The organism is Streptomyces noursei (assembly GCF_016917755.1).
Lineage (GTDB): Bacteria > Actinomycetota > Actinomycetes > Streptomycetales > Streptomycetaceae > Streptomyces > Streptomyces yunnanensis.
This window is the reverse complement of record NZ_CP070326.1, coordinates 1,433,790-1,458,483: the sequence shown is the minus strand read 5'-3', so window position 1 is coordinate 1,458,483 and position 24,694 is coordinate 1,433,790. Positions and strand designations below refer to the sequence as shown.

Sequence of the window (24,694 nt, the reverse complement as noted above, 5' to 3'; positions counted from 1 at the left end):
GATGCGTCGCGGCTACGAGGCGGTGCCGAAATCCTGCGTCCAGTAGTTGCCGGGCTGTGCGAGGCCGACGCCGATCTCCTTGAACGAGCAGTCGAGGATGTTGCGCTTGTGGCCGGGGCTGGACATCCAGCCCGCCATCACGCTCTCCGGGGTGGCGTAGCCGTAGGCGACGTTCTCGCCGTAGCTGTTCCAGTGGTAGCCGGCTCTCGTGAGCCGGGCGCCCGGGTCGGACCCATCGGATCCGGTATGCGACATGTTGTGGTGATCCGCCATGTCCTTGCTGTGGGCTTGGGCGGCCTTTGTCAGCTTTGTGTTGAGGGCCAGGGGGGAGCAGCCGACCTGGCCGCGCTCCTTGTTGACGAGCTCCAGCACGCGGGCCGTCGCGCCGGAGGTCGGTGCGGCGGAGGCGGCGGCCTTCGGAGCCGCGGCGGGTGCCGCCGACGCGGTGCCCGTCCGGTGGTGGTGGAAGTGCCCGGCCTCGTAGGGCCGTTCGCCGCGGCAGGCCATGGCGACGGAGGGGACGCCCACGGCGGCCACGGCGAGGGCGGCGACCGTTATCCGCCGGTAGTTCCGCGTCCTGCGGTGCTTGCTCATGCGTGACCTCGCTCGTTCGTTGCGGTTCGCCGTCGGGCGGTCGGGGCCGCCCCGTTCCCGGTGCCTGGGTGGGGCGGGTGCCGCGCCGGCCGTCATTCTGAGAAGCGCCGCATATCCGGGGCAACGGGGCTTTCTCCTACCCGTGGTAGTAGCTCCCGTACCGGCTTGTCATGGGCGGATGGTCGTGCTGCCCGGCTCCCCGCGGACTCCCTTCGTGCCTGGCGTGCCGTCAGGGGCCGGTGGTGCGCCGTTGAGTGGGCGAAAGGATCAGGGGGGCCGAAGGGCGTCGCTCGATGTGCGCGTCATCGCCAGATCAAGGCGGACAAAGCCCGATTTGTCGCCGCGGCGGGCTCTACTATGCGCCGTAGTTCGCGGCGCAGGCCCGTATGGCGGATGTCACGGGAGGGGGTGGGGCGGGGCGAGCGGGGTTCGGGGCGCGTCGCGCGCGTGTGTCGCGGACCGTCCGGCGTGGCGTCGTCCGGTGGTGCCGGTGGTGCCTGTGGTGCGCGGAAGGAGTGGCGGCCGGCAGGGCTGGATTTACTAGGACGTCCAACTATATATTCGAGGGCGAAGGCCCGCGGTGCAGGGAAGCCGGTGTGAATCCGGCACGGTCCCGCCACTGTGACCGGGGAGTACGCCGTCGAGCGAGACGCCACTGACGTGTCAGACGTCGGGAAGGCGGGCGGCGCGCGCTGATCCGGGAGTCAGGATACCGGCCGTGGGATGTTCCGTGTTGTCCACGAGGATGGAGAAGACACGCATGGCACCGGTGCGCCCCCACGGCCCTGGCGATCTCGTCGGGCAGGCATCGCGGACAGCCCCCGCGGCCCCCGCCACCTGACGACCCTTGCGCCATACGCGATCCCGCGCCACCGACTGACGGCACGCCCCGCAGCCTGCGGGCCTGCCCCGGTCCGGCGCGCCATTCCCTGGATCCCACCTGACGAGAGCAGGCATCCATGGTCCGTGAACGAACCCATGAGCCCGTCCGCGACCTCACCCACTTCGTGGGCGGCACGCACACCCCCGGAACCTCGGGGTCCTACGGTGACGTGTACGACCCCAACACCGGCCGGGTCCAGGCCCGGGTCCCGCTCGCCACCCGCGGTGAGACCGAGGCCGCCATCGCCGACGCGACCGAGGCGCAACGCGCGTGGGGGGAGTGGAACCCGCAGCGTCGGGCCCGCGTCCTGCTGCGCTTCCTCCAACTCGTCGAGGACGAGCGGGACGCGTTGGCCCGGCCGCTCTCCGGCGAGCACGGCAAGACCCTCGCCGACGCGCACGGCGACATCCAACGCGGCCTGGACGTCGTGGAGTTCGCCGCCGGCGTCCCGCACCTGCTGAAGGGCGAGTTCACCGACAACGCCGGCACCGGCATCGACGTCCACTCGCTGCGCGTCCCGATCGGGGTGGCCGCCGGCATCACCCCGTTCAACTTCCCCGCGATGATTCCGCTCTGGCCGGCGGCACCGGCCCTGGCCTGCCGGAACGCCTTCATCCTCAAGCACTCCGAGCGTGCCCCGTCCGTCCCGCTGCGGATCGCCGAACTGTTCCTGGCGGCGGGGCTGCCGCCGGGCGCGCTGAACGTCGTCAACGGCGGCGAGGAAGCCGTCGACACCCTGCTGACGGACCCCAGGGTCGGGGCGCTCGGCTTCGTCGGCTCCACGCCCATCGCCGCCCACGTGTACGCCACCGCCGCCGCCCACGGCAAGCGCGCGCAGTGCTTCGGCGGCGCCAAGAACCACCTGATCGTGATGCCGGACGCCGACCTCGACCAGGCCGTGGACGCGCTGATCGGCGCCGGCTACGGCTCGGCGGGCGAGCGCCGCATGGCGGTCTCCGTGGCGGTCCCCGTCGGCGAGGCCACCGCCGAGGCCCTGGTCGCGCGACTGGCGGAGCGCATCGGACGGCTGCGGGTGGGCCGGAGCGACGACCCCGAGGCGGACTTCGGGCCGCTGGTCGGCCGGGACGCCGTGGACCGGGTGCGTTCCTCTGTCGATGCGGGGGTGGCCGAGAGCGTCGAACTCGACGTCGACGGGCGGGACTTCGTCCTGCCGGGCCGCGAGGGCGGGTGCTTCGCCGGGGCGTCGCTCTTCGACCGCGTCACGCCGGACATGCGGATCTACCAGGAGGAGACCTTCGGGCCCGTGCTGTCCGTCGTCCGGGCCGCCGACTACGAGGAGGCCCTGCGGCTGCCCGGCGAGCACGCCTTCGGCAACGGCGTCGCCCTGTTCACCCGGGACGGCGACACGGCGCGCGACTTCAGCCGGCGGGTGAACACCGGCATGGTCGGCGTCAACGTGCCCATTCCGGTGCCGGTCGCCTACCACACCTTCGGCGGCTGGAAGCGCTCCGGCTTCGGCGACCTCAACCAGCACGAACTGGACGCCATCCGCTTCTACACCCGCACCAAGACCGTCACCTCCCGATGGCCCGCCGGCCGCCGCGAGGGCGCGAGCTTCACGATCCCGGCGATGAGGTGGGCGCGGTGACCACGACCCAGCTCAGCGAGGACCAACTGGCCCTCGTCGAGACGACCCTGGACTTCGCCCAGGACCACCTCGCCCCGCACGCCGTCGCCTGGGACCGGGACAAGCACTTCCCGCTCGACGTGCTGCGCAAGGCCGCCGGCCTGGGGCTCGGCGGCGTGTACGTGCGGGAGGAGTCCGGCGGGAGCGGGCTCGGCCGCGCCGACGGCGTCCTGGTCTTCGAGACCCTCGCCTCCGGCTGCCCGTCCATCGCCGGATACCTCTCGATCCACAACATGGTCGCCTGGATGGTCGACCACTACGGCGACGCCGCCCAACACGAGCGGTGGCTGCCCAGGCTGTGCGCCATGGAGGACCTCGGCAGCTACTGCCTGACCGAACCGGGCGCCGGCTCGGACGCCGCGGCCCTGCGCACCCGCGCCGTCCGCGACGGCGACGACTATCTGCTGACCGGCGTCAAGCAGTTCATCTCCGGTGCGGGCGCCGCCCAGTTGTACGTCGTCATGGCGCGGACCGGCGACGACGGGCCGCGCGGGGTCTCCGCCTTCCTTGTCGACAAGGACGACGCCGGGCTCTCCTTCGGCGCGAACGAACGGAAGATGGGTTGGAACGCCCAGCCCACCCGCCAGGTGATCCTGGACGGGGTCCGGCTCCCCGCCGACCGGCTGCTCGGCCACGAGGGACAGGGCTTCCGGATCGCCATGAACGCCCTCAACGGCGGGCGGCTGGGCATCGCCGCCTGCTCCCTCGGCGGCGCGCGCAGCGCACTCGACAGCAGCCTGGTCCACCTCGCGGACCGGGAGGCGTTCGGCGGACGGCTGCTGGACGCGCCGGCCCTGCGGTTCCGGCTCGCGGACATGGCGACCGAACTGGCCGCCGCCCGGGCGCTGGTGCACCAGGCCGCCCAGGCACTCGACCGGGGCGACCCGCAGGCGCCGCAACTCTGCGCGATGGCCAAGCGCTTCGCCACCGACACCGGATACGCCGTCGCCGACCGGGCCCTGCAACTGCACGGCGGCTACGGCTATCTGAGCGACTACGGCATCGAGAAGATCGTGCGCGACCTGCGCGTCCACCAGATACTGGAAGGAACCAACGAGATCATGCGCGTCATCGTGGCCCGGGGACTGACGGAGGCCCTCCGGTGACCGGCACGGACCAACGGCCCGTCGTGCGGGAGGTCCGGGGCCGGACCGCCCGTCTGACCCTCAACCGCCCCCGGGCGCTCAACGCGCTCACCCACCCCATGGTGCGCGCCCTGGACCAGGCACTGACGGACTGGGAACACGACCCGGCCGTGGAGACCGTCGTGCTCACCGGCGCCGGCGAGCGGGGCCTGTGCGCCGGCGGCGACATCCGCGCCATCCACGACGACGCCCGGGACGGCGACGGCTCGGCCTCGGCCGCCTTCTGGCGGGACGAGTACCGGCTCAACGCCCGCATCGCCCGCTACCCCAAGCCGTATGTGGCCCTCATGGACGGCATCGTGATGGGCGGCGGCGTCGGCATCTCCGCGCACGCCGCCGTGCGGATCGTCACCGAGCGGTCCCGGATCGCCATGCCCGAGACCGGCATCGGCTTCGTCCCGGACGTCGGAGGCACCTATCTGCTCTCCCTCGCCCCCGGCGAACTGGGCACCCACCTCGCCCTGACGGGTACTCAGATCGGTGCGTCCGATGCCCTCCTGTGCGGACTCGCGGACCACTACGTGCCCTCCGCCGCACTCCCCGCACTGCTGGACGACCTCGCCGCACCACCGCTGCGCGAGGTGCTCCACCGGCACGTGGTGCGGCAGGCCCCGCCCGGCCGACTCGCCGACCAGCGGCCGTGGATCGACGCCTGCTACGCCGCCGACACCGTCGAGGAGATCGTCGGGCGGCTGTCCGACCACGGCGATCCGGCGGCCAAGGAGGCGGCCGGGACGCTGCTCGCCAAGTCGCCCACCGCACTGAAGGTCACCCTGACCGCGCTGCGCCGGGCCAGGCACCTCGGCTCCCTGGAAGCCGTGCTCGACCAGGAATACCGCGTCTCCCGCGCCGCCCTGGCCGCACCCGACCTCGTCGAGGGCATCCGCGCCCAGATCGTCGACAAGGACCGCAACCCCCACTGGTCCCCGCCCACCCTCGCGGAGGTCGGCGACACCCATGTCGCCCGCTTCTTCGCCCCCTTGGGCGCGGAGGAGCTGGGACTTGCCCCGTCCGGCACGACACAGGAGGTCCCCTGGTGACCACGACCCTCGCCTTCATCGGACTGGGGCACATGGGCGGCCCGATGGCCGCCAACCTGGTCCGGGCCGGCCACCGAGTGCGCGGCCACGACACGGCCCCCGAGCAGCTGGCGGCGGCCGCGACCGCCGGAGTGGAGCCCGCCGGATCGGCGGCCCGGGCGATCGCGGAAGCCGACGCGGTGTTCACCATGCTGCCCGCCGGCCGCCACGTCCTGGACCTCTACCAGGACGTCCTCGCGGCCGCCCGGCCCGGAACGCTCTTCGTCGACTGCTCCACCGTCGCCGTCGCCGACGCCCGCACCGCCCACGACCGGGCTGCGGCGGCCGGGATGCGGATGCTCGACGCGCCGGTCTCCGGCGGCGTGGTCGGCGCCGAGGCCGGCACCCTCACCTTCATGGCGGGCGGCGGCCCGGACGAGTTCGCCGAGGCCGAACCGCTGCTCGCCGCCATGGGGCGCAAGAGCGTCCACTGCGGCGGACCCGGCGCCGGTCAGGCCGCGAAGATCTGCAACAACATGATCCTCGGGATCTCGATGATCGCGGTCAGCGAGGCGTTCGTGCTCGGGGAGAGCCTCGGCCTCACCCCCCAGGCCCTCTACGACGTGGCCGCCACCTCCTCCGGCCAGTGCTGGGCGCTCACCACCAACTGCCCGGTCCCCGGCCCCGTGCCGACCAGCCCGGCCAACCACGACTACCGGCCAGGCTTCGCCGCACCCCTCATGGCCAAGGACCTCCGGCTGGCCGCCGACGCGGCCAGGTCCGGTGGGGTGCGCACCGAACTCGGCCTACGTGCCGCCGAGTTGTACCAGGCATACGCCCAGGGCGCGGGCGCCGAGGCGGACTTCTCCGGCATCGTCCGGGACATCAGGCAGCGAAGCGGAGGCCAGGCATGACCACACCGACGACGGACGGCTACGAGACGATCCTGGTCGAGCGCACCGGCCGCACCGCGCTGCTCACCCTCAACCGTCCCAAGGCCCTGAACGCCCTCAACCTCCGGCTGATGAACGAGGTGGTCGCGGCCACCGAAGCCCTCGACCGCGACCCGGAGTGCGGCTGCATCGTCCTGACCGGGTCGGCCAGGGCTTTCGCGGCGGGCGCCGACATCAAGGAGATGCAGCCACAGGACTATCCGGAGATGTACCTGAGCGACTGGTTCGCCGTCTGGGACCGGCTCGGCCGGCTCCGCACGCCGACCGTCGCCGCGGTCTCCGGATACGCCCTGGGTGGCGGTTGCGAACTGGCGATGCTCTGCGACGTCCTGCTCGCCGCCGACACCGCCGTCTTCGGCCAGCCCGAGATCAAGCTCGGCGTCCTCCCCGGCATCGGCGGCTCCCAACGGCTGACCCGCGCGGTCGGCAAGGCCAAGGCCATGGAGATGTGCCTGACCGGCCGCACCATGGACGCCGTCGAAGCGGAACGGGCCGGCCTGGTCTCCCGTGTGGTGCCCGCCGACGAGCTGCGGGCCGAGGCGCTGGCGGTCGCCGGGACCATCGCGGGCATGTCCCGGCCCGTCGCGATGATGGTCAAGGAAGCGGTCAACCGGTCCTTCGAGACCACCCTCGCCGAGGGCGTCCACTTCGAACGCCGGATCTTCCACGCGGCCTTCGCCCTCGCCGACCAGAAGGAGGGCATGACCGCCTTCGTCGACAAGCGCCCGCCCCGCTTCACCCACCGCTGACCCGTTCCGCCACCGGCCGGGCCCCCCGTCGGGGCGCAGCGCAGGAGCGTTGGCCCGGCCTTGGCGATGTACCTGACACGCGGTACCTTCTCTTCGATAGCGACGACGGCGAAGCGGAAGCCGGTGGAAATCCGGCACGGTCGCGCCACTGTGTGCGACACGCCCCCCGGGGGTGTGTCGTGAGTCAGACCCGCGGCCGTCGTCCTGTGCACCACCGAAATGGGACGCGAACTCCCAGAAGGAGGTTCTGCCATGGCGCAGACCGTCGCCCAGCCGACATCCACCACTCCCGTCGTTCCCGCCACGCTGCCGCTCAAGGCGATCGCTCCGTGGGCGGTCTTCTTCGGCGTCCTGATGCTCGTCCTGCTCTACTTCGTGGGCGCGGAGCAGGGCGCCACGTCCGTGTTCAGCGGCACCGACGTCCACGAGTGGGTCCACGACGCCCGCCACCTGCTCGGCTTCCCCTGCCACTGACGCAAGGGACGCCGTAGCCCCATGAACTCCGCAACGGTAAGAAATCTGCTCGTACGGGGCATGCTCGCCGGCCTGGGCGCCGGCGTGCTGGCCCTCGTCGTCGCCTACGTCCTCGGTGAGCCGAGCGTCAACAGCGCGATCGGTTTCGAGGAGGCCCACTCCCACGAGCACGAGATGGAGGTCGTCTCCCGCACTCTGCAGTCCACCGCCGGTCTCGCCACCGGCGTCCTGGTCTACGGAGTGGCCTTCGGCGGCATCGCCGCCCTCGCCTTCTGCTTCGCACTCGGCCGCGTCGGACGCTTCGGCCCCCGGGCCACCGCACTGCTGCTGTCCGGCACCGCACTGCTGGCCGTGTACGTCGTGCCGTTCCTGAAGTACCCGGCCAACCCGCCGTCGGTGGGCGCCCCCGACACCATCGGCAAGCGCACCACGCTGTACTTCCTGATGATGGTGCTCAGCGTCCTCCTGGCGGTCGCCGCCACCCAGCTGGGCAAGCGCCTCGCGCTCGGCCTGGGTACCTGGTGGGCGACCGTGGTCGCGGTGGCCGCCTTCGTCGTCGTGATCGGGCTGGCGTACCAGTTCCTGCCGGTCGTCAACGAGGTGCCGAAGGACTTCCCGGCCGCCCTGCTGTGGCGGTTCCGGCTCTCGGCGCTGGCCGTCCAGGCCGTGCTGTGGGGCGGATTCGGGCTGCTCTTCGGTGAGTTGGCCGAGCGGCAGCTCCATCCCGCACCGGCGAGAGCCTCGTCCGGACACACGGTTCCCGCCTCGAACTGAACGGTTTTGGGACACAAAAGGGCCCTTCGGAACCCTCCGAGGGCCCTTTTGCGTTATGCCGGACACGACGACGGAGGTCACGGTCACACCACGGGCGGTCCGGTCCGGGCCGCCCGATCGGGGCACGGGTCGGGGCCGCCGGAGGCGACGAGCGGAGGAGCCGTATGGCCAGAACCCCCCAGCCGCGTCACATCACCCTCGGCGGCCGTGCGGCGGTCGCGCTGACCCCGGAGGAGTACGAGCAACTGATCGCGAGCCGCCGCCAGATCGGCGGCCAGAGCGCGCGGGTACGGGTGCTCGCCCAGCAGGTCAAACGGACCGAGCGACTGCTCTCGGAGCTGGAGGCCCTGGTCGGCGGCCCCGACGACCGCACCGACACCGACCGCCTGCGCCGCGCGATCGCGGAGCTGCTCCGCCGCCACCGGGACGAGGCCCACTGACCCCACGCGGCGCACCCGCCGCAGCCGTCAGCTGTCGGGCTCCGCGTCGGCGACGAGGGCGCGCCCGAGCCGCAGGTTCCAGCGCCCGGACCGACCGCTGACCTCGGTGGCCGTGAGCGGGGGCACGTCGATCCGCCAGAACGCCTCCTCGGGCGCGCCCAGCACATGCACCACCACCGCCCGTACGACCTCCGGTTCGACCACGGCGAGCGTCCGGCCGTCGGCCCGGCCGCAGGCGTCCAGCCACCGCGCGACGCGCCCGCACAGGTCCCGCACCGACTCGCCGCCGTGCGGCGCCGCGCCGGGATCGGTCAGCCACCGGGCCACCGCCTCGGGCTCGGCCGCCGCCACGTCGTCGAGGGTCCGCCCCGACCAGCGGCCGACGTCCAGACCCGCGAGCTCCGGACCCGACGGGCCGCCGTCGAGGCCGAGCGCCGCGGCCGTCTCCCGACAGCGCACGCTGGGGGAGACACAGACCCGGCCGGCGGCCGGCAGGGCACCGGCCGCCGCCCTGGCCTGTGCCGCTCCAACAGCGTCGAGCGGGCCGCCGTCGTCGAAGCGGCCCTGCCGCAGCGACGGGCCGATCGCCGGTGAGATGAGGGTGATACGGCTGGTCACGCGGTGGCTCCTCCTGCTTCGGGCATGGCACTGCGTCCTTCCACGGGATACGGCACGTAGGTGCGCCGGTCGGGGTCGATGGCGAGCCGGCCGGGCCGGGGGCCGGGCGCGCTGCGGGCAGTCGCGACGCTCACAGATCCGACAGCCCAGGCCGATGGGCGTGGCGGCCCGCGGGTCGTCGGGGGCGACCCCCTCGGCGTAGACGAGGCGGTGCGCGTGCCGCAGCTCGCAGCCCAGCGCGACGGCGAACTCGGCGCGCGGGGAATGGTGGCCGGTGCGTTGGAGGGTGCTCAGGCGGTGGCAGACCGTCTCGAAGCCGACGCCGAAGCGCGCGGACAGCAGCTCGATGTCGTAGCGGACCTCCTCGGCGACGCCGTGGAAGGCGGAGCACGGCATGAGCAGCGCGCCCGCGAAGTGGTTCGCCAGCCCGCTGCGGGCCAGTGCCGTCGACTCCGGCGAGGTGAGCTCCGGGGCGCCGCCGGCGAGCCCGTCGAGCAGCGACCCGTGCTCCAACAGGGCCAACCGGTTGGCGAGTTGGAAGGCACGCTGGCCGTCGCTGAGCCAGCGGGACAGGAACGGCACCCCGGTGGTCGGATCGAAGCGGCGGGCGTCGGGGGAGTGGCCCGCGGCGGCCTGCACGACCGTGATCTGGTGCCGCTCGGCGAGGCGCGCGGTGAGCGGGTCGACGGCCCGGCCGGGCCGCAATCCCAGGGCCCCGGCGGTGTGTTCGGCCGCGTCGTCCACCGGGCCGAAGCGGTTGTGGTGGGCGTAGAAGAAGTCCCGTACCTCGTCGTGCGGCTCCGCGGGCGCGCGGCGGGCGTCGATGCCCGGTGCGGCGAGGGCGGCGGCCTGCTCGGCCGCGTCGCGGTAGCGGTGGTGCAGGGCGACCAGGGCGCGTGCCACCTCGGGGTGGTCGCGGGCGGCCTCGGTGATGTCCTCGAAGGCGGGCATCGGCACCCCGCACGCCTCGTCGGCCAGGGCCGCCCTCAGCTCGGCGCCGAGCCGGTCCTCCGCGGCCTCCGAGAAGAACTCCGCGTCGACGCCGAAGACCTCCGCGATGCGCAGCAGCACCGGGGCGGTCAGCGGGCGCTGGCTCTGCTCGATCTGGTTGGCGTAACTGGTGGAGATGCCGAGTGCACGGGCCTTGTCGACCTGGTTCATCCCGTGCTCGCGGCGCAGTCGGCGCAGCCTGGCATGGGCGTAGACCTTCCGGCCGGCCGCTCGCCGGGCCATCGCGCACCTCCGTGTCCGGGCCGTTCGCGTGTCGGCAAAAGTAGCATCCGCATCATTCGCGGGTTTCGCAGATTCGCAGCCCACGGCGGTACGGATTCCGCACGTCGGAGCGGTGGCCCGACGGCCGTCGCGCGGGCAGGCTCGATCGCACCGGCACCCGACAGGACCGCCCGACATCCCCCGGGGAGTCCCGCGCTCGAACACCACGTCCGCGTCCACCCCCAGCGCCGACCGACTGCCCCGCGAGGACCAAACTCGCCTGGAAGCTCGTGCAGGCCGCCACCGGCACCGAGGAGCCGGCCTCCGACAGCGCCGCCATGGCCGTCAACCGGGTCATCGACAACGCCGCGGTCGCCGTCGCCGCCCTGCTGCGCCGCCCGGTCGCCGTCGCCCGCGCCCAGGCCCTGGCCCACCCGACGACCGCCCGCGGCGCCTCGGCCCTCGGCACCGTCGCCCGGGTCTCCCCGGAGTGGGCCGCCTGGGCCAACGGCACCGCCGTGCGCGAGTTGGACTTCCACGACACGTACCTGGCCGCCGACTACTCCCACCCCGGCGACAACATCCCGCCCCTGCTCGCCGTCGCCCAGCACACCGGCCGCACCGGCGCCGACCTGCTCCGTGGGATCGTCGCCGCCTACGAGATCCACGCCGCCCTGGTCAAGGGCATCTGCCTGCACGCGCACCGCATCGACCACGTGGCCCACCTCGGCGCCGCCACCGCCTGCGGGCTGGAGGACGGCACCTGGCACCACGAGCGCTCCTACGCCCCGGACCGCGCCCGCCGACCGGAGACGGTCGAACTCTGGCGGCGGATCACCACGGTCGAGGACCCGGAGTGGACCCGTCGCTACCACGAGCCCGATCCGGCCCGCCGCGCCTTCGGCGGCCGGGCCGTGGTCACCCTCGCCGACGCCACCGTCGTCGAGGACGAACTGGCCGTCGCCGACGCCCATCCGGCCGGGGCCCGCCCCTTCCGCCGGCCCGACTACGCGGCCAAGTTCCGCACCCTGACCGAGGGGATCCTCGCCCCCGACGCCCGAACGCGCTTCCTCGACACGGCGGAACGGCTCGCCGACCTGGACGCCGACGGTCTCGACGCGCTGTTCCCGGCCGTCGACATCGCGGCCGTCACCGCGCACGACGCCCACCTGCCGAAGGGCCTGTTCTGATGCTGCACACCCGCACCACCCCCGCCGAGCGCCGCCGCGCCCTGCGCGCGCGGCTGGCCACCGGACGCCTGCTGCCCATGCCGGGCGCCCTCAACCCGCTCTCCGCCCGCCTCATCCAGGACACCGGCTTCGAGGCCGCCTACCTCTCCGGCGCCGTGCTCGCCGCCGACCTGGGACTGCCCGACATCGGCCTGACCACCTCCACCGAGATCGCCGCCCGCGCCCAGCAGACGACCAGGGCCACCGACCTGCCCGTCCTCATCGACGCCGACACCGGCTTCGGCGAACCGCTGAACGCCGCCCGCACCGTCCAGCTGATGGAGGACGCCGGGCTGGCCGGGCTGCACCTGGAAGACCAGGTCGCCCCCAAGCGCTGCGGCCACCTCGACGGCAAGTCGGTGGTCCCCAGGGAGCAGATGGATCAACTCGCAGAGGTGCTTCGCGAGGAGGCCGGGCGCTGGCAGGAGGCTGCAGTACTCGGTGAGTACTGCGATGCTCTGGAACGTCGTCTTGCCGAAGCGGGCAGCGTCGTGGACGAGCCGGCACTGGAATCGGCAAGACGTTGGTTGGAGTGGGCACGCGAATTCGTTTGTGCGATCAGTCCCTTGAACCGGCGTCCGGAGATGCCAACTCCAAGGGAACCGACGCCAGACGAGCTCAAGGCACACATGAATGGGTGGAGTCCCTACGGCCCAGAACGCCGAGATAGGCGGTGAAGCGCAGAGTGGGCGGGCGGTTCGCTGATTGCCCCACGTGTTCCCGATGACGCATCACGTGGAGTGCGTCGCGGCCCTCGAGCTAGCCACAAAGGGCTCCTGAACTTCGATTTTGCGTGCGCATTACGTGTGGTTTGAGTGTTACGGACGATAGCGACGCCGAAATTGTGATCGTTTTGATGGGACGTCAGACGTGCTACGCCGCTGGACAGGCTGATATGTAATCCGGTCAAGCAGCTTCCCTGAGAGTGTCGTGGCGCGCAGCAGGTTCTTGGTCTGCTTGGTGGTACAGCGTCGGCGTAGTGCTGATCTGCTGAAACGATGCACGGGGCGCCGTCGGCGGCGCGTTGGTCCGTGCCTGGTCCGGATCTTGGTCTCTACCATCGGATGTCAGGAAGGCCCTCAGAGTGGTCCATCACGGGCAGCGCCACCTGCGCACGGCTCATGCCCAACCGGAGTGTGAGCCGTAGGACGTGGGCAGGCAGGCCGGCCAGCGGACGTTGCCTCCAGGCGTCTCTGCGCCACGTCGTTGTCGATGGTGGAACCACTTGGCACACGTTGTCGGAAGCGTCTTGTGCCGTCCAGGTGGTCTAGCTCAGGAGCGTTTTCGCAGGTCAAGTCCTTGCGATCCAGGTGCGTCGACGCTGTTGGTGGTAGGCGTGTGATAGCAGGTGAGAGATGCGGAACCCCCGTCGGCTGGCTCCGGCGGGGGTTTCTGCGTTCGGGGATGGCCCTGGTGCGTGGTGCTCGACGCGGTCTTGTCGTGCTCCGGCTCGCCGTTCTCGACGGCGCAGGGAGGGCAGCGGTGACGATGCGGGTGCGGCGGTCGAAGCGCAGCAGTGGGCGGGGGACGTTACGCGGCGGGACGGTGCGCGTCAGGGACCGGTGGGCTGACTCGGGTCGGCAGCGGTCCGGCGCAGTTCCTCGTTGAGTCGCCGGGCCTCTTCGAGCTGGTCCTCAAGGATGACGATGCGGCAGGCGGCTTCGATCGGGGTGCCCTGGTCGACGAGTTCGCGCGCGCGGGCGGCGATGCGCAGCTGGTAGCGGGAGTAGCGGCGATGGCCGCCTTCGGAGCGCAAGGGGACGATGAGGCGGGCTTCGCCGACCGCCCGCAGGAAAGCGGGCGTGCTGCCGATCATCTCCGCGGCGCGGCCCATGGTGTAGGCGGGGTAGTCGTCGTCATCGAATCTGTCGGTGGCGCGTGAGGGAGTCTCTCGGGTCATTGAACCTCGTCGTAGGACGCGTCGAGGAGCCCTGATGCCATACGGCACCGAGACCCCGGGGGTTTTCCACACCATCTGGTATTGCTGTCGTGCTCGCGGCGCTTCGTGTCTGCCGCGCCTCATTGGCCTCATTGGCTACGAGAGAAATGCTAACTTTCCGAAGTGAGAATGTCTACTGCGGTCAATGGAGATTTCTCTCGGCCGCAGCAACAGGGCTAGACCGCTTCGGCTCCCCGGGTGCGCCGTCGCTCCTGGCGCGCCGCACCGCGAACTGCCCCCGACGGCCGCGTGGTACGGCCAGGTGTAGTCGGTGCGGGCGCCCGTGTCTGCCCGTGTCTGCCCGTGCCTGCGGAGCTCGAGCGGTGGCCGAGGGGGCGCGGTTTTCCGGTCGAATAGAGGCGAGCGCCGGTGTCGAATATCTAATGCCGCAACTACAGAAATGATCACCGGCGGGGTAGGAGTTTTGCGCTCTCGGAAGCGTCGGGCGTATGCCCTGTCTCGTGCCCTGTGCATGGTCGCCAGGGTCGTGCTAACGTCTATTTCAGTTGCAGTTGTGGTTCCCGAAAACTTCAGGTGCGCTCGCCGTCGTACACGGTGGGGGCACCTATGTATTTTCCGGCGGTATTTCCGGCGGGGTGATCATCGCGGCGACGCTGGAGCTCACATGGTGTGGGTTCCGGGCACTGCCCCGAAGGAGATATGGCATGGCTACTGGCACCGTGAAGTGGTTCAACGCGGAAAAGGGTTTCGGCTTCATCGAGCAGGACGGTGGCGGTGCTGACGTCTTCGCCCACTACTCGAACATCGCCACCCAGGGCTTCCGCGAGCTGCAGGAAGGCCAGAAGGTGTCCTTCGACGTCACGCAGGGCCAGAAGGGCCCGCAGGCCGAGAACATCGTTCCCGCCTGATCACTGACGCCGACGCGTACGCCCGTGGCTGGGGCCCGCACCTTGGGTGCGGGCCCCAGCTCGTTGCTTGGACGTTTTCCGTTGTGCGCCGCAACGGCCGCGCAAGCGGCGCGGGGCGGCCTGTTCGACCGCCGCCCCCTTTGGTGACCCGCTGGGCCGGCATATTTCCGACCCGTTTCGTTTCATCTTTTTTCATCGGTTCGTTCTGGCGGTTCTTTGTGTGCGGCTCGTTTCCGCCGGGAATTCCTCGACGTACTGTATCGAGGAAGGTTCTTCATGAACCGCACAGCACGCTCGAAAGACCGCCCGTTCCGCGCCCGCTTCGCCGACTCCGGCCGCGGCGGCCGCCGCTCGCAGCCGTCGAAGCGCTCCGGTGGCAACAGGCGCCGCCCCGCCGCACGGCCGGGAGAGTTCGCGCCACCCGTCACGCACACCCCCGCGCTGCCCCCGGCCGAGACCTTCGCGGAACTGGACATGCCGCCCGCGCTGCTGGCGTCGCTGGCCGCCGAAGGGGTGTCGGTCCCGTTCCCGATCCAGGCCGCCACACTGCCGAACTCGCTGGCCGGACGCGATGTGCTGGGTTGCGGGCGCACCGGATCGGGCAAGACGCTCGCCTTCGGTCTGGCCCTGCTGGCCCGCACCGCCGGCCGGCGCGCCGAACCCGGCCGGCCCCTGGCCCTGATCCTGGTACCCACCCGGGAGCTGGCTCAGCAGGTCACCGATGCCCTCACTCCCTACGCCCGGTCGCTGAACCTGCGCCTGGCCACCGTCGTCGGGGGGATGTCGATCGGCCGGCAGGTCAGCGCGCTGCGAGGCGGCGCCGAGGCCGTGGTCGCGACGCCGGGACGCCTCAAGGACCTCATCGAGCGCGGTGACTGCCGCTTGAACGAGGTCGGCATCACCGTGCTGGACGAGGCGGACCAGATGGCCGACATGGGCTTCATGCCCCAGGTCACCGCCCTGCTCGACCAGGTCCGGCCCGAGGGGCAGCGGATGCTCTTCTCGGCCACCCTGGACCGCAATGTCGACCTCCTGGTCCGGCGCTATCTCACCGACCCGGTGGTCCACTCCGTAGACCCCTCGGCGGGCGCCGTCACCACGATGGAACACCACCTGCTGCACGTCCACGGCGCCGACAAGCACGCCACCACAACGGAGATCGCCGCCCGAGAGGGCCGGTCGATCATGTTCCTGGACACCAAGCACGCCGTGGACAAACTCACCAAGCACCTGCTGAAGAGCGGTGTCCGCGCCGCCGGCCTGCACGGTGGCAAGTCCCAGCCGCAGCGCACCCGCACCCTGGCCCAGTTCAAGACCGGCCAGGTCACCGTCCTGGTGGCCACCAACGTCGCCGCCCGCGGCATCCACGTCGACAATCTCGACCTCGTCGTCAATGTCGACCCGCCCAGCGACCACAAGGACTACCTGCACCGTGGCGGCCGCACCGCCCGGGCCGGCGAGTCCGGCAGCGTCGTCACCCTGGTCCTGCCCGACCAGCGCCGCGAGATGGACCGCCTGATGGCCGACGCCGGCATCACTCCGCAGTCCACCAAGGTCCGCTCCGGCGAGGCCGCGCTGAGCCGCATCACCGGTGCCCGGACCCCCTCCGGAATTCCCGTCACCATCACCACCCCGGTCGTCGAACGCCCCAAGCGCGGCGGCTTCTCCACGCGCGGCCGCCGCACCCGCTCCGCCCAGGCCCGGCGTTCGGCGGGTGCACCCCGCACCGGGACCCCCGCCTCCGGGCGACAGTCCTCCCGCGGCGCTGCCGCCTAGATGATCGATTCCAAGGGGGCAGTGGTCAAGGGCGGTCAGTGATCGCAGGACCGGCTGTCCGGTGTGGTCGTTGTGCCAGATCGCGGCGGTCAGTGCGAGGGTGCGCCGCATGACGCGGGCGGTGACGCCGGCTGGTGTGCGACCACGGTGCTGCTCGAGGTCGAGCTGCCCCTTGAAGCTCTCGTTCACCGATTCGTTGACCTGCCGCAGCGGCTTGAACAGCGGGGCACCGGCCCGCTCCGGCTCGCCTTTGCGGGTCGGCCGCAGCAGTCGGACGTCCAGTTCGGCCAACTGGTGCTCGAAGTCGCGGCCGAAGTAGTTCTTGTCGCCGATCAGCGTCTGACCGGGCCGGGCGGCCACCAGTTCCGGTTCGGCGGCAAGCAGGTCCAGTAGCGTTTCGCGTTCGTCGGCCTTGGCCGCGGTCAGGGCGAAAGCGATCGGCAGGCCCTGAAGCGTGCACACCAGGTGCAGCCGAAGGCCCCAAAAGAAGCGGCTGTGGCTGGAGCAGTATCCGTACTCGGCTCATCCGGCCAGGTCGGAACGCTTGACGGTCTCGCGGGAGCGTCCGCATTCGACCGGGGTGGAGTCGACGATCCACACGTCGCTCCAGACGCTGGTGTCGGTGGCCAGTAGCCGGGTGATGCGGCGAAGCAGCTCGGCGACCTTGCGTAGGCGCTTGTTGTAGCCGGGCTGTTTCGGCAGGTAGGGAAAGAGATGCCGCAGGTGAGCTCGGGCGTGGCGGAGCCACTTCGCCTCGGAGGTGAAGCCGAGCATGGCCTGCATCATCGCGAGCGTGACCAGCTCGGCGTCGGTGAGTCGTGGAGCGATCCCGGTGGCTGGCCGCCACGGAGCGAGATGCGGTGAGTCCTTCAGCAGGCCGTCAGTCTCCACGTAGAGTGCGGTGGCGAGGGAGTCCAAGTCTGGCGACGTACACCGTTCACCTCGACGCCGAGGCGGACATGCTGGCCCGCGCAGAAGCCGCGCCGGTTCGCGTTGGGCTGCAGGGTGAGCGTCACCGTGTCCCGGGCCTGGTGCCGGATGTGCAATACCCGGGCCCGGGTTTCGGATACCGACCACAGCGGATTGACCGCTGCCAGGCAGAGGTCAACGCCGTTCGGTGCCGCCAGGATGTCCAGCAGTGGCGAGGCGAACAGGCGGAGGAGCGGCTTCACGGAAACCTCCTTGGGGGCGAGGGCGGACAGTTGCTCCCAAGCCGTCGAGAGCGTCGAATAGCGCGCCCACCATTGGCGGTTGCGGAGGCGGCGATGCCCAAGGCGGCCCACTTTCTAGCATGTTCGGCACCGCTGTATATCAACTTGGTTTTTAGATAACCAATTTGAGTGATTTCAGGTCATGGCGGGTCGGGTGACGCTGTTAGCCTCCCGGGCACGAGATCACAAACGAGCGTGCAGTAACGATCACGTTGCGCGAACAGAGGGGCTCGTGGTAGCTGAGACGCCGAAGGGCAACGAAGAGACGAATGCGACCCGCAGGACGGTGCTGCGCGGCGCTGCGGGGTTGGCAGCCGGTGCCGTGCCCGCTGTGGCGCTGACGGGTGAGGCCGTGGCCGCGCCCAGGCCGGACGCTGCGGTCACCATTGCGGCCGCGGAACGGCTGGCGGCGGCCCAGGACCCATACCTGCGGCGCAAGCAGCTGTGGATGTTCGAGGTCCTGGACGACGACGGCGACGGTGCGGTGACCCCCGGGGACACGATGCAGTTCGCGCACCGGCTGGCGCGGCTGACCGGGCACGCCCAGGACTCGCCGCGGGCGCAACAGATGGTCGCGACGGTGAACCGGATCTGGCACGCGCTGGTGGTCAAGCCCGCGTGGGTGCCGGACCCGAAGCGGCTGGATGCGGAGCAGTTCGTCGTGGTGATGGCCAACAGTGTTGCGGAGACGCCGGACAAGACACTGCAGTACATCGGTGTGGTCACCAATCTGGCGTTTGCGATGGCGGACGATGACCATGACGGGCGGGTCACCAGGGATGAGGCGATTCGTCTCGGCACGGAGGTCCTGCGCGTGGACCGGAACCACGCCGAGCACGCGTGGGAGGTGCTGGACGCCGATGCGGACGGCCATCTCGGCTACGCCGAGGTGCTGATGGCGGTCACCGACTTCATCACGAGCTTGGACCCCCGGGCGCCGGGCAACCTGGCGCTCGGCCGTGTCTGACACGGCGCCAGGGGTGTTCCACGGCGACGGCCTGGTCGAACTAGCCCAGCGGGTGGCCAGGCCGGTGCATCTGGTGGCCCGCGAGCGGGACGGTGCGCTGGGGCTCTCGGAACGGCCGAGGCCAGCCGCTGTCGGCACGGTGCCGGCCATGTACCCGGAGTGGTTGGGCGACTGGTCCTTCGCCGAAACTCACCAGGTGCGATTCCCTTACGTCGCGGGTGAGATGGCGTACGGCATCGCGGGCGTCGAGATGGTCGAGGCGATGGCCCGGGAGGAGATGCTGGCGTTCTTCGGGGCGGCCGGGCTCGGTCTGGCACGTCTCGACCGGGACCTGGAGCGGTTGCGGACCGGCCTGGCCGGGCGGCGCAACTGGGGTGTCAACCTCATCCACCAGCCGCATGATCGGGCCATGGAGAACGAGGTCGCGGCGCGCCTGCTGCGGGCTGGGGTACCGAAGATCTCGGTGTCGGCGTTCATGGACATCACGCCCGCGGTGGTGCGCTGCTCGGGCTCCGGGCTGCGGGCCGACGCAGCGGGCCGGATCTTTCGGAGAACCGCGCTGTTCGCCAAGGTATCGCGGCCCGAGACGGCCGAGCTGTTCCTGTCCCCGCCCCCGGCGGAACTGGTGCGCCGACTGGTCAGGGACGGTGAACTCACCGAGGACGAGGGCCGATTGGCGGCCCGGACGCCGGTGGTGGACGACATCACGGTCGAGGCGGACAGCGGTGGCCACACCGACGGTCGGCCGCTGGTTGCGGTGCTGCCGGCGGTCCTTGCGCTGGCCCGCCGCAAGAACCCCGGTGTGCGGGTGGGTGCGGCAGGCGGGCTCGGCGATCCGGCCGCGGTGGCGGCGGCATTCGCCCTCGGTGCGGCGTACGTCGTGACGGGCTCGGTGAACCAGATGTCGGTCGAGGCCGCCGTCAGCGACGAAGCGAAGGCCATGCTCGCGCAGGCCGGGGTGGCGGACGTGGCGATGGCGCCAGCGGCCGACATGTTCGAACTCGGCGCCAAGGTCCAGGTCCTGCGACGCGGAACCAAGTTCGCCGGCCGAGCGGCCCGGCTGCACCAGCTGTACACCGCCCACCCGTCGCTGGAATCGATCCCCAAGGAGACCCGGCAAGCCTTGGAGCGCGAGGTCTTCGGCACCTCCCTGGACGATGTGTGGAAGCTGACCGAGGAGTACTGGTCGCAGCGCGCTCCTGCCGAGGTCACCCGGGCGCATGCGGACCCGAAGCACCGGATGGCCCTGACCTTCCGCTGGTACCTGGGCAACGCTGCCGCGTGGGCGGTCGACGGCGCGCCGGGCCGGCGCTTCGACTACCAGCTGTGGTGCGGCCCCGCCGCAGGGGCCTTCAACACCTGGGTCGCCGGCAGTTTTCTGGCCGATCCCGGTCGGCGTTCGGTCACACAGATCGCCCGCAACCTGCTCCAGGGAGCCGCGGTGCTGACCCGGGCGCACCAGCTGCGCACCCTCGGGGTCCGTCTTCCCGCCGAAGTCTTCGACTTCCGGCCTCGCCCACTGGCTTGAGGAACGGCAGATGAGCTTGGACCACCGGATCGCGATCGTCGGCGTTAGCGCGATCACGCCGGGCGCCCCGGATGTGGACGCCTTCTGGCGCAACGTCATCGAGGGGCGCGACCTCATGACCGACGTGCCGGCCGATCGCTGGCTGATCGAGGACTTCTACGACCCTGACCCGGAGGCTCCGGACAAGACTTACGCCCGCCGCGGGGCATTCCTTCCCGAGGTCGAGTTCGACCCGATGGCCCTGGGGGTGCCGCCGCGAAACCTGCCCGCTACCGACACCGCCCAGTTGCTGGCACTGGTCGCCGCGGAGCGCCTGCTGACCGGTCTGGCGGGCACAGGGCTCGACCAGGTCGACGGCGAGCGGGTCGGCGTGTTCCTCGGCTGTGCCTCGTTGCAGCTACTCGGTGAGATGGCGGCGCGGGCCGGGCGCCCGTTGTGGCGCCGGGCTCTGCTGGACAGCGGGCTGTCCGAGGCGGACGCGGATGCGGTCTGCGACCGGATCGCGGACTACTCGACGCCATGGCAGGAGGCGACGTTCCCGGGCCTGCTGAGCAACGTGGTGGCGGGCCGGATCGCGAACCGCTTCGACCTGCACGGGGCCAACTTCACTGTGGACGCCGCGTGTGCGAGTTCCTTGGCTGCTCTGTCGGTCGCGGCGGACGACCTGCTGCTCGGCCGCTCCGACCTGGTGATCACCGGCGGGGTGGACACGCTCAATGACCCGTTGACGTTCCAGTGCTTCAGCAAGACCCCGGCTCTGTCATCCAGCGGCGACTGCCGCCCGTTCGACGAGCACGCGGACGGCACGATGCTGGGCGAGGGCATCGCGCTGTTCGCCCTGAAGCGGCTCGCCGACGCAGAACGCGACGGCGACCAGGTGCACGCCGTGATCCGCGGCATCGGCTCCTCCTCGGACGGCAGCGGCACCTCGGTGTATGCGCCGCTGGACACCGGGCAAGCGCGGGCGCTGCGCCGGGCGTACGAGGCTGCGGGCTACGGACCGGAGACGGTCGGCCTGGTCGAGGCGCACGGCACCGGCACCGCCGCCGGTGACGCCGCCGAACTCGCCGCCCTGCGTTCGGTGTTCGACGCGAGCGGACGGGCTGACCGCCAGTGGTGCGCACTGGGGTCCGTCAAGTCCCAGATCGGGCACACCAAGGCCGCGGCGGGCGCCGCCGGGCTGCTGAAGGCCACCCTGGCGTTGCGGCACCGGGTGCTGCCGCCGACGATCAAGGTCACTCGGCCGAATCCCGGACTGAAGCTGGCGGAGAGCCCCTTCTACCTCAACACACAGGCGCGGCCGTGGATCCACACGGCCGACCACCCTCGGCGAGCCTCGGTGTCCAGCTTCGGCTTCGGCGGCTCGAACTTCCATGTCGCGCTTGAGGAGTACGCCGGCATGGCGCCTCGGACCCGCCACTCGGTGCGCTGCGAGGTACGGCCGTGCGAGCTGGTGGTGCTGTCCGCCGCCACCCCGCAGGAGCTCTTCTCCCGCGACCTTTCGGGCGGCCTGACAGCCATCGCGCGGCGCAGCCAGGAGACCTTCCGCAGCACAGAGGCGCACCGGCTGGCAGTGGTCGCCTCGTCCACTGAGGACCTCGCACAGAAGCTGGAACAGGCGCGCGGCCTGGTCGGCACAGAACCGTTCTCGACGCCCTCGGGTGTGCACTACGGCGTCGGGCGCGCGCCGGGCCGGATCGCGTTCCTCTTCCCGGGGCAGGGGGCCCAGTACGTGGGCATGGGTGCGGACCTGGCGATGCATCTTCCGCAGGCCCACGCGGTGTGGAACGGACATGAGGTGTCCCGGCTCGTCTTCCCCGCACCGGTGTTCACCGACGCCGAGCGGCAGGCGCAGCGGCGCGCGCTCACCGACACCGGCGCCGCGCAGCCGGCCATCGCCGCGCACAGCCTCGCGCTGTTGGCCGTGCTGGATGCGGTGGGGGTGCGGCCGGACTGCGTGGCCGGGCACAGTTTCGGCGAGCTGGTGGCCCTGCACGCGGCGCGCGCGTACGACGAGGACACGCTGATGCGGCTGGCCGCCCGTCGGGGCGAGCTGATGCGCGGGACCTCCGGTGTCATGATCGCGTTGGATACCGGCGTCGACGAGGTGTCGGAGCTGCTCGCACGCCACGACCTCGCCGAGGCGTGGATCGCCAACCACAACGCTCCGCGCCAGGTCGTGGTGGCCGCAACCGCCGAGGCGGGGGCACTGGTACAGAGGCACGCCACCGCAGCTGGAATGACGGCGCGGGTGCTCGACACCTCGGCGGCCTTCCACAGCCCTCTGGTCGTGTCGGCGACGGAGCCGCTGCGGGCGTTCCTATCCGGGGCGACTGTGCGTGCACCGCTGCTGGACGTGTACGGGAATACCACGGCGGCCGTGCACTCTGTGGAGCCTGCCGAGATTCGGCGGGCGATCGCCGACCATGTCGCCTCCCCGGTCCGCTTCGCCGACATGGTGCGGGCCATGCATACCGACGGGGTGCGGATCTTCCTGGAGGTGGGCCCGGGCGGTGCGTTGACCGGCCTGGTCAAGCAGTCCCTCGCCGACGTCCACGCGATCGCCCTCGACCGCCCGGGCCGCAACGGCGTGACCGGACTGCTCGACGCGCTCGGACACCTCTGCGCGCTTGGTGTCCCGCTCGACTTCGCCGGGCTGTGGCACGGTCCCGCCCGGCCCGAGCCTGCGCGACCGGCGATGCCCATGCTGATCAGCGGGGGCAACCACGGCAGGCGCTACCCGCCGAACGCGGAGTACTCGCCCGCGGCACCGGCACCGGTGCTGTCCAACTCCGCTGCCCTGGGCGGCGATACGTTGCGCGCGGTCGCGGAAGCCCAGCAGGAGATCGCACGCGCCCACGCGGCCTATCTGAGCATGGCCGAGAAGTCGATCGACGCGCTGACGGCGCTGGAGGGCACTGCGGACCACATCGTCGAGCCGACCGCCGCAGCCGGACCGCTCCACCGGCCTGCCGTCCCACCGCCCGCGCCAGTCGCCGCCTCGGCACCCGCCGTGGCCATGTCCCCGGCACCCGTCGAGGTACGCAGCCTCGATGATCTGGAGGCCGTGGTGCTGGCCGCCGTGGCTGAGAAGACCGGCTACCCAGTGGAGATCCTGGAGCCGCACATGGAGCTGGAGGTCGACCTCGGCCTGGACTCGATCACCCGCACCCAGGTCCTCGCTGCGCTGCGCCCGATGTTCCCGCAGTTGGAAGCCGTGGACCGGGCTCAGCTCGCCCCGCTTCTGACGCTGCGCACGGTCGGTGAGATCGCCGACCGTCTGCGTGCCCTGTTGGACGCACCCGCTCCGCTCACCACTGCTGTTCCTGTGCAGGCGATCCGCCGGCATGTCCTGACCTTGCAGCGCACGCCCGCACCGGGCTCACCCATGCGGGGACTTGGGACCCTGCTGGTCACCGACGATGGCACCGGAATCGCCAAGGAAGCCGTACGGCTGCTCACCGAGCGAGGCATCCACGCAGAGGTCGGCACCACGGCCGACCTCGCCAGGACGGCGGCCGCCGGCCTGCTGTTCCTCGGCGGGCTCGCCGACATCACGTCCATCGACGACGCCCTGGCCGTCCAACGGGACGCGTTCCGGGCAGCGCAGGCGATCGGGCCGCGGCTGCGCGCCGAGGGCGGTGTCTTCGTCACCGTGCAGGACACCGGCGGCGGGTTCGGCCACCGCGACGCGCAACGACCCTGGCTCGGCGGCCTGGCCGCGCTCGCCCGTACGGTCCGCTGGGAATGGCCGCTCGCCGCGGTCAAGGCCATCGACTGCCGGCGCGCGGACCGGACGGCGGCCGAGGTCGCCGCCGCCGTCGTCGACGAACTCCTGGCCGGAGGCCCCGACCTGGACGTCGGGCTTGCTGCTGACGGGACTCGGTGGACGCTGGCCCTCGCCGAACTCCCCGATCACGTACCGGGGCCGTCCGCCACTGACGCTCTCGGGGAGGACCCGGTGATCGTCGTGTCAGGCGGGACCGGGGCAGTCACGGCGGCGGCGCTGCGCGCGCTCGACTCCCGCCACCGCGCGCGCTTCGTCCTCCTCGGCCGCGGCCCGAGCCGCGAGGTGGACGGATTGGACCAGGCCCGCTACCTGCACGCCGACGTCCGGGACGAGGACGCCGTACGGGCGGCGCTCACGGACGTCCGGACACAGTGGGGGCCGATCACCGGCGTCGTGCATGCGGCCGGAGTGCTGGCCGACCGGCGGGTGGAGGACAAGACCGAGGAGCAGTTCGACGCCGTGTTCCAAACCAAGGTCGACGGTCTGCGGGCACTGCTGTCCGCCACCCGCGAGGACCCGCTGCGGCTGCTGTGCGCGTTCTCGTCGGTCGTCGCCGCGACCGGGAACGGGGGGCAGTGCGACTACGCGATGGCCAACGAAACCCTCAACCACGTGCTCGCCGCCGAGCAGGCAACCCGCCCCGGGACAGTGGTCCGCTCGCTGCTGTGGGGACCATGGGAGGCAGGCATGGTCACCCCCGAGCTGGCCGAGGTGTTCCGGCTCGGCGGCGTCGACATGATCCCGCTCCAGGCCGGGGCACGCTCCTTCGCCGAGGAACTGACCATGACGGCGGACGATCCGCGCGTGCTGATCACCGCCGGCCGCGCGCTGGCGCGGCTGCGGGAGGTGGCCCGTGGATGACGTGGCCGGCGTCGA

Annotated in this window: 18 protein-coding genes, 3 pseudogenes and 2 riboswitches; of the genes and pseudogenes, 15 read left to right on the top strand and 6 right to left on the bottom strand. The window is 71.4% G+C overall.

The genetic code is table 11. The features are described 5' to 3' along the window. Positions 1-12: 12 nt before the first annotated feature. The gene (locus tag JNO44_RS06255; RefSeq protein WP_205362117.1) at positions 13-594 is read right to left on the bottom strand and encodes a CAP domain-containing protein; all 582 of its coding nucleotides are present in this window, start codon (positions 592-594) and stop codon (positions 13-15) included. Between the two features lie 561 nt (positions 595-1,155). Continuing rightward, positions 1,156-1,329: riboswitch (cobalamin riboswitch) on the top strand. Between the two features lie 224 nt (positions 1,330-1,553). Between JNO44_RS06255 and JNO44_RS06250 the strand changes: the two genes are divergently transcribed. From JNO44_RS06250 to JNO44_RS06215, 8 genes are all read left to right on the top strand, one after another. Next, positions 1,554-3,086, top strand: a complete 1,533-nt coding sequence (locus tag JNO44_RS06250; RefSeq protein ID WP_205362115.1) for a CoA-acylating methylmalonate-semialdehyde dehydrogenase — start codon at positions 1,554-1,556, stop codon at positions 3,084-3,086. Then, a complete protein-coding gene (locus JNO44_RS06245; RefSeq protein ID WP_205362114.1) occupies positions 3,083-4,231 on the top strand; it encodes an acyl-CoA dehydrogenase family protein in 1,149 nt (382 codons plus the stop codon). The genes JNO44_RS06250 and JNO44_RS06245 overlap by 4 nt, the downstream gene beginning before the upstream one ends. Beyond that, positions 4,228-5,310 carry an enoyl-CoA hydratase/isomerase family protein gene (locus tag JNO44_RS06240; RefSeq protein WP_205362113.1) on the top strand — a complete coding sequence of 361 codons (1,083 nt, stop codon included), beginning with the start codon at positions 4,228-4,230 and terminating at the stop codon, positions 5,308-5,310. Before JNO44_RS06245 ends, JNO44_RS06240 begins: the two co-directional genes overlap by 4 nt. Beyond that, positions 5,307-6,203: a 3-hydroxyisobutyrate dehydrogenase gene (mmsB, locus tag JNO44_RS06235; RefSeq protein ID WP_205362112.1), complete on the top strand. Its 897-nt coding sequence runs from the start codon at positions 5,307-5,309 to the stop codon at positions 6,201-6,203. The genes JNO44_RS06240 and mmsB overlap by 4 nt, the downstream gene beginning before the upstream one ends. Next, positions 6,200-6,991, top strand: a complete 792-nt coding sequence (locus JNO44_RS06230; protein WP_205362108.1) for an enoyl-CoA hydratase — start codon at positions 6,200-6,202, stop codon at positions 6,989-6,991. Before mmsB ends, JNO44_RS06230 begins: the two co-directional genes overlap by 4 nt. Before the next feature lie 67 nt (positions 6,992-7,058). Continuing rightward, positions 7,059-7,206: riboswitch (cobalamin riboswitch) on the top strand. A gap of 37 nt (positions 7,207-7,243) precedes the next feature. Then, positions 7,244-7,465, top strand: a complete 222-nt coding sequence (locus JNO44_RS06225) for a CbtB domain-containing protein (protein ID WP_039638686.1) — start codon at positions 7,244-7,246, stop codon at positions 7,463-7,465. A 21-nt stretch (positions 7,466-7,486) separates the two neighbouring features. Next, complete coding sequence (locus JNO44_RS06220) at positions 7,487-8,239, top strand: CbtA family protein (RefSeq protein ID WP_205362106.1); 753 nt, start codon at positions 7,487-7,489, stop codon at positions 8,237-8,239. 164 nt (positions 8,240-8,403) lie between these two features. Then, positions 8,404-8,679, top strand: coding sequence for a hypothetical protein (locus JNO44_RS06215; RefSeq protein ID WP_039638688.1), 276 nt, complete (start codon positions 8,404-8,406; stop codon positions 8,677-8,679). Positions 8,680-8,706: 27 nt separating this feature from the next. Here JNO44_RS06215 and JNO44_RS06210 read toward each other — a convergent pair whose 3' ends face one another. Both JNO44_RS06210 and JNO44_RS06205 read right to left on the bottom strand, forming a co-directional pair. Next, positions 8,707-9,297, bottom strand: coding sequence for a histidine phosphatase family protein (locus tag JNO44_RS06210; protein WP_205362104.1), 591 nt, complete (start codon positions 9,295-9,297; stop codon positions 8,707-8,709). Beyond that, positions 9,294-10,530, bottom strand: a pseudogene (locus tag JNO44_RS06205) (helix-turn-helix domain-containing protein). The gene JNO44_RS06210 and the pseudogene JNO44_RS06205 overlap by 4 nt, the downstream one beginning before the upstream one ends. Positions 10,531-10,674: 144 nt before the next feature. On the opposite strand from JNO44_RS06205, the pseudogene JNO44_RS06200 reads away from it, so the two are divergent. Together JNO44_RS06200 and JNO44_RS43175 are read left to right on the top strand one after the other, a co-directional pair. Further along, a pseudogene (locus JNO44_RS06200) lies at positions 10,675-11,699 on the top strand (MmgE/PrpD family protein). Next, a complete protein-coding gene (locus JNO44_RS43175; RefSeq protein ID WP_240167449.1) occupies positions 11,699-12,415 on the top strand; it encodes an isocitrate lyase/PEP mutase family protein in 717 nt (238 codons plus the stop codon). Before JNO44_RS06200 ends, JNO44_RS43175 begins: the two are co-directional and overlap by 1 nt. A gap of 875 nt (positions 12,416-13,290) precedes the next feature. Here the strand turns inward: JNO44_RS43175 and JNO44_RS06190 are convergent. Next, positions 13,291-13,638, bottom strand: coding sequence for a MerR family transcriptional regulator (locus JNO44_RS06190; protein WP_205362102.1), 348 nt, complete (start codon positions 13,636-13,638; stop codon positions 13,291-13,293). A 704-nt stretch (positions 13,639-14,342) separates the two neighbouring features. On the opposite strand from JNO44_RS06190, the gene JNO44_RS06185 reads away from it, so the two are divergent. Then, positions 14,343-14,546 (top strand): cold-shock protein, encoded by a 204-nt coding sequence (locus tag JNO44_RS06185; protein WP_037915390.1) that lies wholly within the window; start codon positions 14,343-14,345, stop codon positions 14,544-14,546. A gap of 276 nt (positions 14,547-14,822) precedes the next feature. Beyond that, positions 14,823-16,322, top strand: coding sequence for a DEAD/DEAH box helicase (locus tag JNO44_RS06180; RefSeq protein WP_205362101.1), 1,500 nt, complete (start codon positions 14,823-14,825; stop codon positions 16,320-16,322). 21 nt (positions 16,323-16,343) lie between these two features. Here JNO44_RS06180 and JNO44_RS06175 read toward each other — a convergent pair. Together JNO44_RS06175 and JNO44_RS06170 are read right to left on the bottom strand one after the other, a co-directional pair. Further along, a pseudogene (locus JNO44_RS06175) lies at positions 16,344-17,240 on the bottom strand (IS982 family transposase); the annotation flags it as partial. Beyond that, positions 17,192-17,494 carry a ferredoxin reductase domain-containing protein gene (locus JNO44_RS06170; protein WP_205362100.1) on the bottom strand — a complete coding sequence of 101 codons (303 nt, stop codon included), beginning with the start codon at positions 17,492-17,494 and terminating at the stop codon, positions 17,192-17,194. The gene JNO44_RS06170 and the pseudogene JNO44_RS06175, both read right to left, overlap by 49 nt. Before the next feature lie 325 nt (positions 17,495-17,819). On the opposite strand from JNO44_RS06170, the gene JNO44_RS06165 reads away from it, so the two are divergent. Genes JNO44_RS06165 through JNO44_RS06155 form a run of 3 tightly spaced genes read left to right on the top strand, consistent with a single transcriptional unit; the run spans position 17,820 to position 24,679 of the window. Then, on the top strand, positions 17,820-18,500 hold the full coding sequence (locus JNO44_RS06165) for an EF-hand domain-containing protein (protein ID WP_205362099.1): 681 nt from the start codon (positions 17,820-17,822) through the stop codon (positions 18,498-18,500). Beyond that, entirely contained in the window at positions 18,493-20,028 is a 1,536-nt protein-coding gene (locus tag JNO44_RS06160; RefSeq protein WP_205362098.1) for a PfaD family polyunsaturated fatty acid/polyketide biosynthesis protein, read from the top strand. Before JNO44_RS06165 ends, JNO44_RS06160 begins: the two co-directional genes overlap by 8 nt. A 10-nt stretch (positions 20,029-20,038) precedes the next feature. Then, positions 20,039-24,679, top strand: a complete 4,641-nt coding sequence (locus JNO44_RS06155) for a type I polyketide synthase (RefSeq protein WP_205362097.1) — start codon at positions 20,039-20,041, stop codon at positions 24,677-24,679. The last annotated feature ends 15 nt before the right edge of the window (positions 24,680-24,694 follow it).

Bases quoted from the DNA above. Each gene is read 5' to 3' on its own strand.
- JNO44_RS06255 (WP_205362117.1), bottom strand. From the start codon at position 594: ATGAGCAAGCACCGCAGGACGCGGAACTACCGGCGGATAACGGTCGCC.
- JNO44_RS06250 (WP_205362115.1), top strand. From the start codon at position 1,554: ATGGTCCGTGAACGAACCCATGAGCCCGTCCGCGACCTCACCCACTTC.
- JNO44_RS06230 (WP_205362108.1), top strand. From the start codon at position 6,200: ATGACCACACCGACGACGGACGGCTACGAGACGATCCTGGTCGAGCGC.
- JNO44_RS06225 (WP_039638686.1), top strand. From the start codon at position 7,244: ATGGCGCAGACCGTCGCCCAGCCGACATCCACCACTCCCGTCGTTCCC.
- JNO44_RS06220 (WP_205362106.1), top strand. From the start codon at position 7,487: ATGAACTCCGCAACGGTAAGAAATCTGCTCGTACGGGGCATGCTCGCC.
- JNO44_RS06215 (WP_039638688.1), top strand. From the start codon at position 8,404: ATGGCCAGAACCCCCCAGCCGCGTCACATCACCCTCGGCGGCCGTGCG.
- JNO44_RS43175 (WP_240167449.1), top strand. From the start codon at position 11,699: ATGCTGCACACCCGCACCACCCCCGCCGAGCGCCGCCGCGCCCTGCGC.
- JNO44_RS06190 (WP_205362102.1), bottom strand. From the start codon at position 13,638: ATGACCCGAGAGACTCCCTCACGCGCCACCGACAGATTCGATGACGAC.
- JNO44_RS06185 (WP_037915390.1), top strand. From the start codon at position 14,343: ATGGCTACTGGCACCGTGAAGTGGTTCAACGCGGAAAAGGGTTTCGGC.
- JNO44_RS06180 (WP_205362101.1), top strand. From the start codon at position 14,823: ATGAACCGCACAGCACGCTCGAAAGACCGCCCGTTCCGCGCCCGCTTC.
- JNO44_RS06155 (WP_205362097.1), top strand. From the start codon at position 20,039: ATGAGCTTGGACCACCGGATCGCGATCGTCGGCGTTAGCGCGATCACG.